This is a genomic window from Streptomyces sp. NPDC093221, assembly GCF_044753885.1.
GTDB lineage: Bacteria > Actinomycetota > Actinomycetes > Streptomycetales > Streptomycetaceae > Actinacidiphila.
In genome coordinates this window covers 1,038,286-1,053,089 of record NZ_JBIVOA010000001.1, presented here as the reverse complement: position 1 = coordinate 1,053,089, position 14,804 = coordinate 1,038,286, and the positions used below count along the sequence as shown (strand labels likewise).

Below are 14,804 nucleotides of genomic sequence, written 5' to 3'. Positions count from 1 at the left end.
CGCCGCCACCCGAATCTGATGTACCGTCAGATTCATGGCTCAACGCCCCCGTGGACAACGTGCTGTGGCGGTCGTCGGTGTCGCCCTGTCGGACTGCGGACGGGTGGACGACGCCACCGCGTACGCGCTGCACGCGCAGGCGGCCAGGCGCGCGCTCGCCGACTCCGGTCTCGACCGGGCCGTGGTGGACGGCCTGGCCTCCGCCGGGCTCGGCACGCTGGCGCCGGTCGAGGTGGCCGAGTATCTGGGGCTGCGGCCGACCTGGGTGGACTCCACGGCCGTGGGCGGCTCGACGTGGGAGGTGATGGCCGCGCACGCGGCGGACGCCATAGCCGCGGGCCACGCCAACGCCGTGCTGCTCGTCTACGGCTCCACCGCCCGCGCCGATCTCAAGGCGGGCCGCCGTACCGCCAATCTGTCCTTCGGCGCGGGCGGCCCGCTCCAGTTCGAGGTCCCCTACGGCCACACGCTGATCTCCAAGTACGCGATGGCCGCGCGGCGCCATATGCACGAGTACGGCACCACATTGGAGCAGCTCGCCGAAGTCGCCGTCCAGGCGCGGTCGAACGCGGCCCGCAATCCCGACGCCATGTACCGCGCGCCCATCACCGTGGACGAGGTGCTGTCGGGGCCGATGATCGCGGACCCGTTCACCAAGCTGCACTGCTGCCTGCGCTCCGACGGCGGCGGCGCCGTATTGCTGGCGGCCGAGGAATATGTGCCGGATTGCGCCAAGCCGCCGGTATGGGTGCTGGGCAGCGGCACGTCGGTGTCGCACACGTCGATGGCCCAGTGGCCGGACTTCACCGTCTCCCCCGCCGCGACCTCGGGACGGCTGGCCTTCGAGCGCGCGGGGGTGACGCCCGCGGAGATCGACCTGGCGGAGATCTACGACGCCTTCACCTATATGACGCTGGTAACGCTGGAGGATCTGGGGTTCTGCGCCAAGGGCGAAGGCGGCGCCTTTGTGGCGGACGGGCGGCTGACGGTGGACGGCGCGCTGCCGGTGAACACTGACGGCGGCGGCCTGTCCGCCTGCCACCCCGGTATGCGCGGTCTTTTCCTGCTCGTCGAGGCCGTACGGCAGTTGCGCGGCGAGGCGGGTGAGCGGCAAGTGCGCAAGGCGGGCGGGCGGCTGCCGGAGCTGGCCGTCGCCTCGGGGACGGGCGGCTGGTTCTGCTCCTCCGGCACGATGGTGCTCGGCCGGGGCTGAGGCCGGGCAATCCGCACCGGTCAGCGCCGGTGTCCCGGCCGTACGCGGCCGGGTGCGCCCGATACCCTTCCCGCGTGCTGCGACGCCTCCTGCTGCCCGCCGTGTGCACCGCCGCGCTGGTCCTGGTGTCGGTGCTGCTGCCCGGTGCCGGACGCCCGCGTACGGCGCCGCACTGGACGAACAGGGCCGCCGCGCGCTTCTGGACCCCCGAGCGGATGGCCGACTCCATGCCGTCGTCGGTCCGGCAGCTCGGCCCGGCGGCGGAACCGGGCACCGTGCCGGGACCGTTCACCCGCTCCGAGACCGCGACGCACTTCGGGGGCGTCCCGACCGTCGGCATGCTCTTCTCGGTCGACGGCGACATGACCGCGCACTTCTGCACCGCGAGCGTCGTGCACAGCCCCGGCCGCGACCTGATCCTGACCGCCGCGCACTGCCGACCGGGCGCGAACATCGGCTTCGTACCGCAGTTCCGCGCGGGTGCGGCCCGGCAGCCGTACGGGATCTGGGCCGTCTCGCAGGTCTTCACCGACGCGCGCTGGGCACCCGCGGACGACGCCGAGTCCGCCTACGACTTCGCCTTCGCCCGGGTCGCGCCGGACACGGACGGGCGGCGGATCGAGGAGGTGACGGGCGGCAACCGCCTGATCCGTACGCCCGGCTTCCACAATCGCGTCACCGTCATCGGCTACCCGCGCACCTCCGACGACCCGTCCGACGAGGCGATCACCTGCACGACGACCACCTCGCGGCTCGAAGGGCTGCGCCAATTGCAGCTGGTGTGCGCGGGGTACTTCGCCGGCACCTCCGGCAGCCCGTGGCTGCTCGACTACAACACCCGCACCAAGAGCGGCAGCGTCATCGGTCTGATCGGCGGCGAGGACGAGGGCGGGCTGTCCGACCGGATCTCGTACAGCCCGTTCTTCGACGACGCGATCCAGGCGCTGTACCGGAAGGCGGTACGGGCCCGGTCGCGTACGCCGCACATGGTGACGGCCAAGCGCTGACGCCCGTCTCACGCGGGCGGCAGGGGTTCAGGCCCGGCGGAAGACGGGGATCGCGGGCTCGTCCTCGGGCGGGGTTCCCGCGTCCGCGCCACGGCGGAAATCCACCCTCAGCGGCATCCCGATCCTTAATCCCTGCGCTGCGCAGTCGATGACTTCCGTCATCATGCGCGGCCCTTCGGCGAGGTCGACGACGGCCGCCGCGTAGGGGAGCCGGTCGCGGAACGGCGGCAGGTCGTTGAGGTGGACGACCGACCAGGTGTAGAGGGTGGCGAGGCCGGAGGCGGTCTCCCAGACCACGTCCTCGCTCCAGCAGTGCGGGCAGAATTCGCGCGGGTAGTGGTGCGCGGCGCCGCATCCGTCGGCCCGGCAGCGCCGGATGAGCAGCCGCCCCTCGGCCGCCGCGTCCCAATAGGTCCGGGTGAAGGCGTCGGTTCGCGGCAGGTCGAACCGCGCCGCGCCGCTCACCGGAACAGCCCGAAGGCGTCGTCCAGAGACCATGTCTGCCAGCTCACGGCGAAGAACGCCACGACCGAGATCAGCGCCATCATCGCGTTCTGTCCCTGCTCGGCCCAGTCGTGGATCATCAGGACGAGGTAGAGCAGGTTCAGCAGCAGGCCGCCGACGAGGGCGACGGGGGTGAGCAGGCCGGTGATCAGCCCGAGCCCGAGGGCGAGTTCGGCGTAGACGACGACGTACGCCATCAGGCGAGGTCGCGGGGCGACGACCGCCGCGAAGCCGGTGCGCACGAAGGGCCAGCGGTGCCGCTCGGCCACGTCGGCGGCCCAGGCGATGCCCGTACCGCGCGCGAACCACGCCTTTTTGTCCTTGTGCCGCCAACTCTCCAGCCACCACAGCCCCAGCCCTATGCGCAGTACGGCCAGCCATTCCGGGCCGCTGAGCCAGATCGCGCGCATGCCGGACCTCCTCCGAATCTGACGGTACGTCAGTTCAGCGGACGGCGGGCGGTATGCGCAAGAGGCCGGACCGAACCTCGCCGACCGATCCGTTCCGGGCTACGCTCACACGCGCGCGAGCAGTTACCTTCCGGTACCGCCGCAACTCGTTTCTCGTACGACTTTCAGGCCCCGGGAGTTCTCCATGTCCCACCCCAGCAACGCCGGTTCGGGCACACCCGCGAGCAGCGCGACCGCCGAGCCGGACGCCATCGTCATCGGCGCGGGACCCGGCGGCCTGGCCGCCGCTGCCGCGCTCAGAGCGCGAGGGGTGCGCCCCCTGGTACTGGAGCGCTCGGAGCACCTCGGCGCCTCCTGGCGCGCCCACTACGACCGGCTCCGCCTGCACACCACGCGCCGGCTGTCCGCGCTCCCCGGTCTGCAGATCCCGCGCGCGTACGGCCGTTGGGTCGCCCGCGACGACGTGGTGCGCTACCTGGAGCAGTACGCCGAGCACCACGACCTGGACATCACCACTGGCATAGCGGTGGAGCGCGTCGACCGCGCGGCGTCGGGCGCGGGCTGGGAGCTGCCCGCCAACGGCGGCCGGGTGCTCACCTCCCCCGTGGTCGTCGTCGCCACCGGCCACAACCACGCGCCGCACATACCGGACTGGGAGGGCCGCGACACCTTCCCCGGCGAACTCCTGCACTCCGCCGCCTACCGCAACGCCGCCCCCTACGCCGGGCGCGACGTGCTCGTCGTCGGCGTCGGCAACAGCGGCGCCGAGATCGCCGTCGACCTCGTCGAAGGCGGCGCCGCCCGGGTACGGCTCGCCGTCCGCACCCCGCCGCACATCATGCGCCGGTCCACGGCGGGCTGGCCCGCGCAGGCCAGCGGCATCCTGTGCCGACGGCTGCCGACCCGCGTCGTCGACCGCGTCGCCCCGTACATCGAGCGGGCCAGCGTGCCCGACCTGTCGGCGTACGGCCTGCCCCGCCCGGAGACCGGCCTGTACGCGCGCGTGCTCGACGGCTCCATCCCCGTCCAGGACGTGGGCCTGATCGACGCCGTACGCGCCCGGCGGGTCGAACCCGTCGCCGCCGTCGAGCGCTTCGACGGGGACAAGGTGCACCTGGCCGACGGCTCGCAGATCAGCCCCGAGGTCGTCATCGCCGCCACCGGGTACCGGCGCGGCCTCGAACCGCTCGTCGGCCACCTCGGCGTACTCGACGGGCGCGGGCGCCCGGTCGTGCACGGCGCCCGATCGCCCAAGGGCGCCCCCGGCCTGTACTTCACCGGCTTCACCAACCCCATCAGCGGCATGTTCCGCGAAATGGCCATCGACGCCCGCCGGATCGCCCGGAAGGTGTCCCACACCCGCTGACCCGTACGCGCCCGCTTCGTACGTACCGCCGCGGCACCCGGTCGTGCGCGCGCTGCCGCACGCCCGCTCCCACACCCCCGCTCCCACACCCCCGCTCCCACACCCCCGCTCCCACATCCCCCTCTCTCCATACGCAGGCCGCCGACCCGCTAGGGACGCCGGAACCCCGCGTCCCCGCGTCCCCGCGTCCCCGCGTCCCCGCGTCCCCGCGAGCGAACCGGACGCCGCGCGTCCGCACCCCGCACAGGGCCGCACATTTCTTTTCCGTGACCCGACTGTTCCTGACAGGTCGTCAGTTCAGTAATCTGACTATGCGTCAGTTCTGTAGACCCAGCAGCAGGAGGGGGCGAGACCGATGCTCGGATCCACGTTCAGCACCCGCAGTCCCGGCCCGGGGCCCGTCGCGCGCGGCGGGTCGGACACCGATGTCGGCGGCCGTCCGCTGCACGCCCCCGTACCCGACCTCGACAGGTTCTTCCGGCCACGGACGGTGGCGGTGGTCGGCGCGTCCGACACCGAGGGGCGGCCCAACACCGGCATCACGCGACAGCTCCTGACCTGGTCGCAGCGGGTCGGCGCCCAGTTGCTGCCGGTCAACCCCGGCCGGGAGACCGTCTTCGGCCTGCCCTGCCACGCCTCGGTGGCCGATCTCCCGGAGGACGTGGACCTGGCGGTGCTGCTGGTCGCCGACCCGCTGCCGGTGATCGAGCAACTGGGCGAGGCGAAGGTCTCCTTCGCCGTGGCCTTCGCCTCCGGCTTCGCCGAGACCGGCGCCGAGGGCGCGGCGGCCCAGACCCGGCTGGCCGAGGTCGTCGCCCGCTCCGGCATGCGGCTGCTCGGACCGAACACCAACCTCAACGCCTTCGAGGAGTTCCGCGAGGACCTCACGGGACCCGCCATCGCGCTGATCACCCAGTCCGGCCACCAGGGCCGCCCCCTGCACTCCCTCCAGCAACTCGGCATCCGGCTCAGCCACTGGGCGCCCACCGGCAACGAAGCGGACCTGGAGACCGCCGACTTCATCTCCTACTTCGCCGGGCAGCCCGAGGTCGGCGCCATCGCCGCGTATGTGGAGGGGCTCAAGGACGGCAGGTCGTTCTGCCTCGCCGCCGACCGCGCGGCCCGGCGCAAGGTGCCGGTGGTGATGGTCAAGGTGGGCCGTACCGACGCCGGGGCCAGGACCGCCGCCTCGCACACCGGCAAGCTCACCGGCACCGATTCCGTGATCGACGCCGCCCTGCGGCAGTTCGGCGTGATCCGCGTCGACGGGCTCGACGAACTCCAGGACACCGCGGCCCTGCTGGCCCGCGCCCGGCCGCCCGCCGCGGACGGGGTCGTCGTCTACTCCATATCCGGCGGCACCGGCGCGCACTTCGCCGACCTGGCCACCTCGGCCGGGCTGCGGCTGCCCGCGCTGTCGGAGGCCAAGCGCACCGAACTCCACCAGTGGATCCCGGACTACCTGAACGTCGCCAACCCGGTCGACAACGGCGGCCACCCGGTGGGCGACTGGCGCGGCCGGAAGATCATCGACGCGATCCTGGCCGATCCGGCCGTCGGCGTACTGATCTGTCCCATCACCGGCCCCTTCCCGCCGATGAGCGACAAGCTGGCGCGCGACCTGGCGGACGCGGCCGAGGAGACGGACAAGCTGATCTGCGTGGTGTGGGGCTCCCCGGTCGGCACCGAGGACGCCTACCGCACCACCCTGCTCGGCTCCTCCCGGCTGGCGACCTTCCGCACCTTCGGCAACTGCGTCACCGCCGTGAAGTCCTACCTCGACCACCACCGTTTCACCGCCGCCTACCGCTCGCCCTTCGACGAAGCGCCGCGCACACCGTCGTCCTCGGCGCGCAAGGCGCGCGGCCTGCTGCGCGCGGGCCACCAGCTCAGCGAGCACGCGGCCAAGCAACTGCTGCGGGCGTACGGGATCCGGGTGCCGCGCGAGCAGTTGGTGACCAGCGCGGCGGGCGCCGTCCGGGCCGCGGGCCTGGTCGGCTACCCGGTGGTGATGAAGGCTTCCGCGGCGCAGCTCGGGCACAAGACGGAGCTGGGCCTGGTCAGGCTCGGCCTCACCTCGGCCAGCCAGGTCAGGGACGCCTACCGCGAACTCACCGACACCGCCCGCGCCGCCGACATCGACCTGGACGGCATCCTCGTCTGCCAACTCGTCGAGCGCGGCGTGGAGATGGTGGTCGGCGTCTCGCCCGACCCGCTCTTCGGCCCGACCGTCACCGTGGGACTCGGCGGAATCCTGGTCGAGGTCCTCGCCGACACCGCCGTACGCGTGCCGCCCTTCGGGCCGGACACCGCGCGCGGCATGCTGGACGACCTGCGGGGCCGCAGGATCCTCGACGGGGTCAGGGGGGCGCCGCCCGCCGATACCGACGCGCTCGTCGACGTGGTCATGCGCGTGCAGCGGATGGCGATGGAACTGGGCGACTCGCTCGCCGAACTCGACATCAACCCGCTGATGGTGCTGCCGCGCGGGCAGGGCGCGGTCGCGCTCGACGCACTGGCCGTCTGCTACTGACCGCGCCGACCCGTACGCCGACGATTCGCCCCTCCCGGGTCCGTGCCGGAACGGTCCGCGCCGGAAGGGCGCACGCCGACACGACCCGCTCCCGGACGCCGCGCACCCCCATGCCCAGCCCTCGAACACCCCGTGCCCGCGTGCCCCGTGCCCGCATACCCCGTGCCCGCTCTTCCCGCTCCGACCGAGGATTCCCATGGCCGACTCCCCCTCCACCGACTCCGACAACACCGCCGCCGACTCCGCTGAGTCACCAGACGATTCCGCTGAGTCAGTTGTACGTCACGCCACTGACAACGGGGTCTCGTGGATCACGCTCGACCGCCCGCACGCCATGAACGCCCTGACCTGGGACCAGCGCGAACGCCTGATCGGCCTGCTCGAAGCAGCCTCGGCGGAACCGGACGTGCGGGCCGTCGTACTGACCGCGACCGGCCGGGCGTTCTGCGCGGGCGCGGATCTGAGCGGAGGCGCGAGCGCACCGGCCGAGCGGGTGCCGGGCGATGTGGCGCGGACGATCAGGCGCGGCGCGCAGCGGCTGATCGCGGCCGTGCTCGACTGCGAGAAGCCGGTCGTCGCGGCGGTCAACGGCACCGCCGCCGGGATCGGCGCCCACCTCGCCCTCGCCTGCGACCTCGTCCTCGCCTCGGAACGGGCCACGTTCATCGAGGTGTTCGTCCGGCGCGGCCTGGCCCCCGACGGCGGGGGCGCGTATCTGCTGCCGCGGCTGATCGGCCCGCAGCGCGCGAAGGAACTGCTCTTCTTCGGCGACGCGCTGCCCGCCGCCGAGGCGGAACGCCTCGGACTGGTCAACCGCGTCGTACCGGCCGCCGAGTTGGACAAGACCGCGCGCGCCTGGGCGGACCGCCTGGCCGCCGGGCCCACGCGCGCGACGGCGCTGGCCAAACAGCTCGTCAACGCCTCCCTCGACACCGACCGCGCCACCGCGTTCGCCGCCGAGGCGGCGGCGCAGGAGATCGTCATGACCACCGCCGACGCGCTGGAGGGCGTCCGCAGCTTCACCGAGCGGCGGCAGCCGCACTTCCGGGGCCGGTGACCCGATTCCCGCCGTCCGCCACTCGCCGCCCGCCACCCGCCACCCGCCACCCGCCACCCGCCACCCGCCGACGAGCACGCCCCCGCCGAGAAACCCGGTTCCCGCCGATCGACAGCGCCCCGACCTCACCCCGACCTCACCCCGGCCTCACCTCACCCTTCCTATCTGACGGTCCGTCAGATTCAATGGAGGGGTGATGGGACACGCGGGAATGGCGGAGACCGCCGTGCGGTATCTGAGGTCGGTCGGGGCGGCGACGGCCGCGGCGCCGGGCGCCGGAGGTCCGACGACGGCGCCCACGGCGCTGCCGGGCGCCGCACCACTGGCCGGGGCGCGCGCCGCGCTGCGGGCGGTGGGCCCGGACGAGCGGGCACCGGTGGACCAGGGTGAATTCCGCGGGGTGCTCGGCCGTTTCGCGACCGGCGTGACACTGGTGACGGCGGCCTGCCCCGACGGGCCGGCCGGCTTCGCCTGCCAGTCGTTCGTGTCGCTGTCGCTGGATCCGCCGCTGGTGGCGTTCATGGTCGGGCGTACGTCAACGACCTGGCCGCGCATCGCCCGTGCGGGCGTTTTCTGCGCCAACGTACTGACGGCGGGGCAGGCTTCGCTGTGCAGGCAGTTCGCGGTGAGTGGCTCGGACAAGTTCGCGGGCGTGGACTGGACGCCCGCGCCCGTTTCGGGGTCGCCCCGGATCGGCGGCGCGTCCGCGTGGATCGACTGCGCGATCCACGCGGTGCACACCGGGGGCGACCACCTCGTGGTGGTGGGCCGGGTGGTCGCGCTGGGCGCGACGGACGGCGCCAACGGCCCGGACGCCCCGGCCGGCCCCGAGGACCCTTCCGGACCTTTGCTGTTCTACCGGGGCGGATTCGGAACTTTCGCTCCTTTTGGCCCGTTCACCCCGTAACCGCCAACGCCGGTACCGCGGCGACCGGTCGGCGGCGGATGACGAGGGACATCAGCGCGGCCACCGCGCACAGGGCGCCGGAGGAGTACCAGACGACGTCGTACGAGCCGAACGCGTCACGCGCGACACCTCCCAGATAGGCGACGAGGGCGGCGCCGATCTGGTGGGAGGCGAGGACCCAGCCGAAGACGATCGCGCTGTTCTCGCCGTAGTGCTCGCGGCACAGGGCGATGGTCGGCGGGACCGTGGCGACCCAGTCGAGGCCGTAGAAGACGATGAACAGCACCATCGGCGGATGGACACTGTCCGCGAGCAGGATGGGGAGGAACATCAGGGAGAGTCCGCGCAGGCCGTAGTAGATCGCGAGCAGGCGGCGCGGTGATACGCGGTCGGTGAACCAGCCGGAGGCCACCGTGCCCGCGATGTCGAAGACGCCGATCACGGCCAGCAGGGAGGCGGCGGCGGTGACGGGCATGCCGTGGTCGTGGGCGGCGGGCACGAAGTGGGTCTTGACCAGGCCGTTGGTGGACGCGCCGCAGATCGCGAAGGTGCCCGCGAGCAGCCAGAACGGTCCGGTACGCGCCGCGTCGCGCAGGGCCCGCAGCGCCCGGCCCGCGGCGCCCGCGACCGGTGCGGGCTTGGGAGTGAACTCGGCGGCGCCGTAGGCCGCGAGGCCCACGTCGGCGGGGTGGTCGCGCAGCAGGAACCAGACGAAGGGGACGACGGCGAGCGCGGCGCAGGCCACCACCGCGGCGGCCGGGCGCCAGCCGTGGTGTTCGGTGATCCAGGACAGCACGGGCAGGAAGACCAATTGTCCGGCCGCGCCGCCCGCGGTGAGGATGCCGGTGACCAGGCCGCGGCGGGCGACGAACCACCGGTTGGTGACGGTGGCGGCGAAGGCCAGCGCCATCGAGCCGCTGCCGAGGCCGACGAGCACGCCCCAGCACAGCACGAGTTGCCACACCTGCGTCATGTAGACGGTCAGTCCCGCGCCGAGCGCGATGGTGACCAGCGCGCACGCCACCACGCGCCGGATGCCGAAGCGGTCCATCAGCGCGGCGGCGAAGGGCGCGGTGAGCCCGTACAGCGCGAGGTTCACCGAGACCGCGAAGCCGATCATGCCGCGCGACCAGCCGAATTCGGTGTGCAGCGGGTCGATCAGCAGTCCGGGGAGCGAGGCGAAGGCGGCGGCGCCGACGAGGGTCACGAAGGTGACGACGGCGACGGCCCAGGCGCGGTGCGGTCGTACGCGGGCGCCGGGGCGGGGACCGAGGTCAGGAACAACGCCGGATACGGCACCAGGCGCGACACCGACACCGACACCGGTCATGACACCGGGTACGGCACCCGGCACAACACCGGGCGCGGCGGCCTCGCCAGGCGTGGCGGCCGGCCGTGGTGCGGCGGTCACGGTGTCAGGGACCTGACCGGCGGAGTGCGATGTCTGCGTCACTCGAACAGTCTCCGGAGATCGGTACCACCGGACGAGTGGCCCGATGGCCATGATGTGAAAGGATCGGGCCATGGCCGTTTTCCAGGACCCCGACCGGCACAAGGTCGCCGTCTTCGCGCTCGACGGCGTGATCCCGTTCGAACTGGGCATCCCGCTGCGGATCTTCGGCGCCGCACAGGGCGTCGAGGACGGCAGGAAGCTGTACGAGGTCGTGACGTGCAGCGTCGCCCCCGGCAGCGTCCGTACCGACGCCGATTTCAGCGTCGTCGTCGAGCACGGGCTCGAAGCGCTGGCCGAGGCGGACACGGTGGTCGTGCCCGCCTCGCACGAGTTGGGGACCGTCTACACCGAGGGGGTGCTGACGCCCGCGCTGGCCGCCGCCTTCCGCCGGATGCGGACCGGCACGCGTACGGTCTCGATCTGCACCGGCTCCTTCCTGCTCGCCGCCGCGGGCCTGCTCGACGGCCGCCCCGCGACCACCCACTGGAGCAGCGCGGACCACTTCCAGCGGCTCTTCCCGCAGGTCAAGGTGGACCCCGATGTCCTCTACGTGGACGACGGCGACGTCCTGACCTCGGCCGGGGTCGCCGCGGGCATCGACTTGTGCCTGCACATCGTGCGCCGCGACTTCGGTACGGCGGTGGCGAACGGGGTCGCGCGCCGCACCGTCGTCCCGCCGCACCGGGAGGGTGGCCAGGCGCAGTACATCCGCAGGCCGCTGCCGGAGCCGCAGTTGGCCAGTACGGAGCGGGCGCGCTCCTGGGCGCTGGACCGGCTGCACGCGCCGCTCACACTGCGGCAGCTCGCCGAGCGCGAGTCGATGAGCGTACGCACCTTCACCCGGCGGTTCCGCGAGGAGGTGGGGATGAGCCCGGGACAGTGGCTGACGCAGCAGCGCGTCGAACACGCCCGCCACCTGCTGGAGTCCACCGATCTCGGGGTCGACCAGATCGCCGGGCAAGCGGGTTTCGGCACGTCGGCGTCGATGCGTCAGCACCTCCAGGCCGCGCTCGGCGTGTCACCGACGGCGTACCGCCGCACGTTCCACAGCGCGGCCGGACGGTAGGCCCCGAGGGTCCGGAAGGCGCGGAGGGCCCGTAGGACTCGGACGGCCGGGAGAGAGGGCTCAGAAGGTGAGCACGCCGCGCGCCACCCGCCCGTGCGCGGCGTCGTCCACCGCCTTGGCGAAGTCCTCCACCGGGTAGGTCTCGGTGACGAGTTCGTCCAGCAGCAGCCGCCCCTGCCGGTAGAGGTCGGTGTAGAGGGCGATGTCGCGCTGCGGGCGCGAGGAACCGTATCGGCAGCCGAGGATCGCCTTGTCCAGGAACATCGAGGAGACGCGGAACGACGCCTCGGCGTCGGCGGGCGGCACTCCGAGCAGCAGCGCCTGGCCGTGCCGGTCGAGCAGGTCGATCGCCTGCCGGATCAGGGCGGTGCGGCCCACGCACTCGAAGACGTGGTCGGCGCCGTGCGGCAGCAGGTCGCGTACGGAAGCGGCGTCGGCGACGAAGTCCGTGGCGCCGAACCGCCGGGCCGGCGCTTCCTTGGCCGGGTTGTTGTCGACGGCGACGATGCGGGAGGCGCCCGCGATCCGCGCGCCCTGGAGGACGTTGAGGCCGATGCCGCCGGTGCCGATGACGACGACGCTCTCACCGAGGCCGACGCGCGCCCGGTTCAGGACGGCGCCGACGCCGGTCAGCACACCGCAGCCGATCAGGGCGGCCGAGGTGAGCGGGATCTCCGGTGCGATTTTCACCGCTTGGACGGCCTTGACCACGGTCAGCTCCGCGAAGGCGGAATTCGAGGCGAAGTTGAAGAGCGGCTTCCCCTGCCGCCTGAAGGGCTTTCCCGGGCGGCCGATGGCCTGACGGCACATCGTGGGGCGGCCACGGTCGCACTCGGGGCACGTCCCGCAGTTGGCGAGCGTCGAGAGCGACACATGGTCGCCGACCACCACGTGGGTCACCCCCGCGCCGACCGCCTCGACCACTCCCGCGCCCTCGTGGCCGAGCACGACCGGCACCGGGAACGGGATCGTCCCGTCGATCACCGACAGGTCGCTGTGGCACAGCCCGGCCGCCGCGATTCGTACCCGCGCCTCACCGGGCCCCGGCGCGCGGACCTCCAGGTCGTCCACGACCTGTGCCTGCTTGCCGTCGAAGACGACGCCCCGCACACGTCCCCGGACGTCACCATAAGTGCTGTCCAGCGCGGCGCCCCCCTTGGTGTCGTCCGCGTGCGCGTCACCATTAGTGCTGCCTACCGTGCCGCCGTGCCCGCTCATGTGCGCCCCCTCAAGGGTGTCAAGGGTGTTGGGACGAGACGGAGACCACCTCGCCCGTCAGATAGGAGCTGTAGCCGCTGGCCAGGAAGACGATCGCGTTGGCGACCTCCCAGGGCCGCGCGGCCCGCCCGAACGCCTCGCGCGCGGTCAGTTCCGCCAGCAATTCGTCACTGGTGACCTTCGCGAGGTTGGCGTGCATCGCCAGCGACGGCGCGACCGCGTTGACCCGTACGCCGAACTCGGCCGCCTCCACGGCCGCGCACCTGGTCAGCGCCATCACGCCCGCCTTGGCCGCCGCGTAGTGCGCCTGTCCGGCCTGGGCGCGCCAGCCCAGCACAGACGCGTTGTTGACGATCACCCCTGTGCCGCGTTCCCGCATGTGGCGCAGGGCGGCGCGGGTGCAGCGGAAGGTGCCGTTCAAGGTGACGTCGAGGACGGTCGACCACTGCGCGTCTGTCATGTCGACGAGCGCGGCGGTGCCGCCGAGGCCCGCGTTGTTGACCAGGACGTCCAGGCCGCCGAACCGCTCGGTGACGGCCGCGAAGAGCCGCCGCACATCGTCCTCGACGGTGACGTCGCACGGCACGGCCAGCGGCGCCTGGCCGGTCAGCTTCTCCAACTCCGCGGCCGCCTCGGCCAGCCGCCGCTCGTGCCGGTCGCTGATCGCCACGACCGCGCCCTCCTCGGCGCAGCGCCGCGCGGTCGCGAAGCCGATGCCGCTGCCCGCGGCGGCCGTGACCAGGACCGTACGGCCGCGCAGGAGGCCGTGCGCGGGTTCGTAGGGCGGCTCGCGCCCAGGGCCGTGCGGCGGGTGCGGGGTGTGCTGGGGGTGCGGGGCGTGCGGGGGAGACGCGCTCACCCTGATGGCCTCTTCCTCCTCGGACGCGCTCACCCTTTCGGCTCCCTCGGCAGCCCCAGCGCCCGCTCCGCGATGATCGTGCGCTGCACCTCGTCCGAGCCGCCGTAGATGGTGTCCGCGCGGGAGAAGAGGAACAGGTGCTGGGCGGCGTCGAGTTCGTACGGCGCGGCCGGTGTCCAGTCGCGCGGACCGGTGGCGGCGGACGGCCCGCGTACGGTCATCGCCAGCTCGCCGAGCCGCTGGTGCCAGGCCGACCAGAGGAGTTTGGCCGCGCTGGGCGCGGCGAGGTCGGCGGTGCCGAGGGTGCGCAGCGCGTTCCAGCGCATCGTCCGCAACTCCGCCCACAGCCGTATCAGCCGCTGCCTGATCATCGGATCGGTGTCGGCCCCTGTGCGCCGCGCCGCCTCCGTGACCTCCGCCAACTCCCGCCCGAAGCCGATCTGCTGGACCAGTGTGGACACGCCGCGCTCGTGGCCGAGGAGCGCCATGGCGACCTGCCAGCCGTCGCCTTCCGCGCCGACGACCCCGACGGCGCGGGCGCCGTCGAAGAACACCTCGTTGAAGTCGGCCGCGCCGGACATCTGCCGGATCGGGCGCACGTCGATCCCCGGCTGGTCCATCGGCAGCAGCAGGAAGCTCAGGCCGTGATGGCGGCGCGAGCCGGGCTCGGTGCGCGCGAGCAGAAAGCACCAGTCGGCGTCACGCGCCAGTGACGTCCAGATCTTCTGCCCCGACACCCGGTACGAGCCCTCCGCCGGATCGCGTACGGCCGCCGTCCGCACGCCCGCCAGGTCGGAGCCCGCGCCCGGCTCGCTGTACCCCTGGCACCACAACTCCTCCCCGCGCGCGATCGGCGGCAGGAAGCGCTCGCACTGCTCGGGTGTGCCGTGCGCCTCCAGCGTGGGCGCCAGCAGCTTCTCGCCGATGTGTCCTGTCCTTACGGGGGCGCCCGCGCGGGCGTACTCCTCGCCCCACGCGACCTGTTGCGCGAGTGTCGCGCGCCGGTTGCCGCCGTACGTTCCGGACCAGCCGAGGCCGATCCAGCCCGCCGCGCCGAGGGTACGTTCCCAGGCCCGGCGGTCGGGCGCGGCGCGCATGTCGGTGGCGGCCGGAGTGTCGGCGAGGGCGTTGGCGGGGGCGTTGGCGGCGAGCCACTGCCGGGCCTCCACGCGGAAGGCGTCGACCTCGGGTCCGAAGGTGAAGTCCATGGC

At 73.0% G+C, this 14,804-nt stretch carries 13 protein-coding genes; 7 read left to right on the top strand and 6 right to left on the bottom strand.

The window, feature by feature from the left end; translation table 11 throughout:
- Positions 1–34: 34 nt before the first annotated feature.
- Both ACIQCJ_RS04730 and ACIQCJ_RS04725 read left to right on the top strand, forming a co-directional pair.
- Positions 35–1,213: an acetyl-CoA acetyltransferase gene (locus ACIQCJ_RS04730; protein WP_391043199.1), complete on the top strand. Its 1,179-nt coding sequence runs from the start codon at positions 35–37 to the stop codon at positions 1,211–1,213.
- 74 nt (positions 1,214–1,287) lie between these two features.
- Positions 1,288–2,220, top strand: a complete 933-nt coding sequence (locus ACIQCJ_RS04725) for a trypsin-like serine peptidase (RefSeq protein WP_402710685.1) — start codon at positions 1,288–1,290, stop codon at positions 2,218–2,220.
- Positions 2,221–2,247: 27 nt separating this feature from the next.
- Here ACIQCJ_RS04725 and ACIQCJ_RS04720 read toward each other — a convergent pair whose 3' ends face one another.
- Together ACIQCJ_RS04720 and ACIQCJ_RS04715 are read right to left on the bottom strand one after the other, a co-directional pair.
- Positions 2,248–2,718, bottom strand: a complete 471-nt coding sequence (locus ACIQCJ_RS04720) for a Zn-ribbon domain-containing OB-fold protein (protein ID WP_402710684.1) — start codon at positions 2,716–2,718, stop codon at positions 2,248–2,250.
- Entirely contained in the window at positions 2,682–3,134 is a 453-nt protein-coding gene (locus ACIQCJ_RS04715) for a DoxX family protein (protein WP_355337606.1), read from the bottom strand. The genes ACIQCJ_RS04720 and ACIQCJ_RS04715 overlap by 37 nt, the downstream gene beginning before the upstream one ends.
- A 184-nt stretch (positions 3,135–3,318) precedes the next feature.
- On the opposite strand from ACIQCJ_RS04715, the gene ACIQCJ_RS04710 reads away from it, so the two are divergent.
- From ACIQCJ_RS04710 to ACIQCJ_RS04695, 4 genes are all read left to right on the top strand, one after another.
- On the top strand, positions 3,319–4,500 hold the full coding sequence (locus ACIQCJ_RS04710) for an NAD(P)-binding domain-containing protein (RefSeq protein ID WP_391043187.1): 1,182 nt from the start codon (positions 3,319–3,321) through the stop codon (positions 4,498–4,500).
- A 355-nt stretch (positions 4,501–4,855) separates the two neighbouring features.
- Positions 4,856–7,033, top strand: coding sequence for an acetate--CoA ligase family protein (locus tag ACIQCJ_RS04705; RefSeq protein WP_402710683.1), 2,178 nt, complete (start codon positions 4,856–4,858; stop codon positions 7,031–7,033).
- A 196-nt stretch (positions 7,034–7,229) separates the two neighbouring features.
- Positions 7,230–8,090, top strand: a complete 861-nt coding sequence (locus ACIQCJ_RS04700; RefSeq protein WP_355337597.1) for an enoyl-CoA hydratase-related protein — start codon at positions 7,230–7,232, stop codon at positions 8,088–8,090.
- Between the two features lie 211 nt (positions 8,091–8,301).
- Complete coding sequence (locus ACIQCJ_RS04695) at positions 8,302–8,997, top strand: flavin reductase family protein (RefSeq protein ID WP_402710858.1); 696 nt, start codon at positions 8,302–8,304, stop codon at positions 8,995–8,997.
- Here the strand turns inward: ACIQCJ_RS04695 and ACIQCJ_RS04690 are convergent.
- Complete coding sequence (locus ACIQCJ_RS04690; RefSeq protein WP_402710682.1) at positions 8,987–10,327, bottom strand: MFS transporter; 1,341 nt, start codon at positions 10,325–10,327, stop codon at positions 8,987–8,989. The two genes, ACIQCJ_RS04695 and ACIQCJ_RS04690, sit on opposite strands and share 11 nt — an antisense overlap.
- A gap of 193 nt (positions 10,328–10,520) precedes the next feature.
- Between ACIQCJ_RS04690 and ACIQCJ_RS04685 the strand changes: the two genes are divergently transcribed.
- Entirely contained in the window at positions 10,521–11,516 is a 996-nt protein-coding gene (locus ACIQCJ_RS04685; RefSeq protein WP_402710681.1) for a GlxA family transcriptional regulator, read from the top strand.
- A gap of 60 nt (positions 11,517–11,576) precedes the next feature.
- Here the strand turns inward: ACIQCJ_RS04685 and ACIQCJ_RS04680 are convergent, their stop codons facing one another.
- The 3 genes from ACIQCJ_RS04680 to ACIQCJ_RS04670 form a co-directional block, all read right to left on the bottom strand.
- Positions 11,577–12,626: a Zn-dependent alcohol dehydrogenase gene (locus tag ACIQCJ_RS04680; RefSeq protein ID WP_402710857.1), complete on the bottom strand. Its 1,050-nt coding sequence runs from the start codon at positions 12,624–12,626 to the stop codon at positions 11,577–11,579.
- A gap of 127 nt (positions 12,627–12,753) precedes the next feature.
- Positions 12,754–13,626, bottom strand: coding sequence for an SDR family oxidoreductase (locus tag ACIQCJ_RS04675; protein WP_402710680.1), 873 nt, complete (start codon positions 13,624–13,626; stop codon positions 12,754–12,756).
- On the bottom strand, positions 13,623–14,801 hold the full coding sequence (locus tag ACIQCJ_RS04670) for an acyl-CoA dehydrogenase family protein (RefSeq protein WP_402710679.1): 1,179 nt from the start codon (positions 14,799–14,801) through the stop codon (positions 13,623–13,625). The genes ACIQCJ_RS04675 and ACIQCJ_RS04670 overlap by 4 nt, the downstream gene beginning before the upstream one ends.
- Positions 14,802–14,804: the final 3 nt, after the last annotated feature.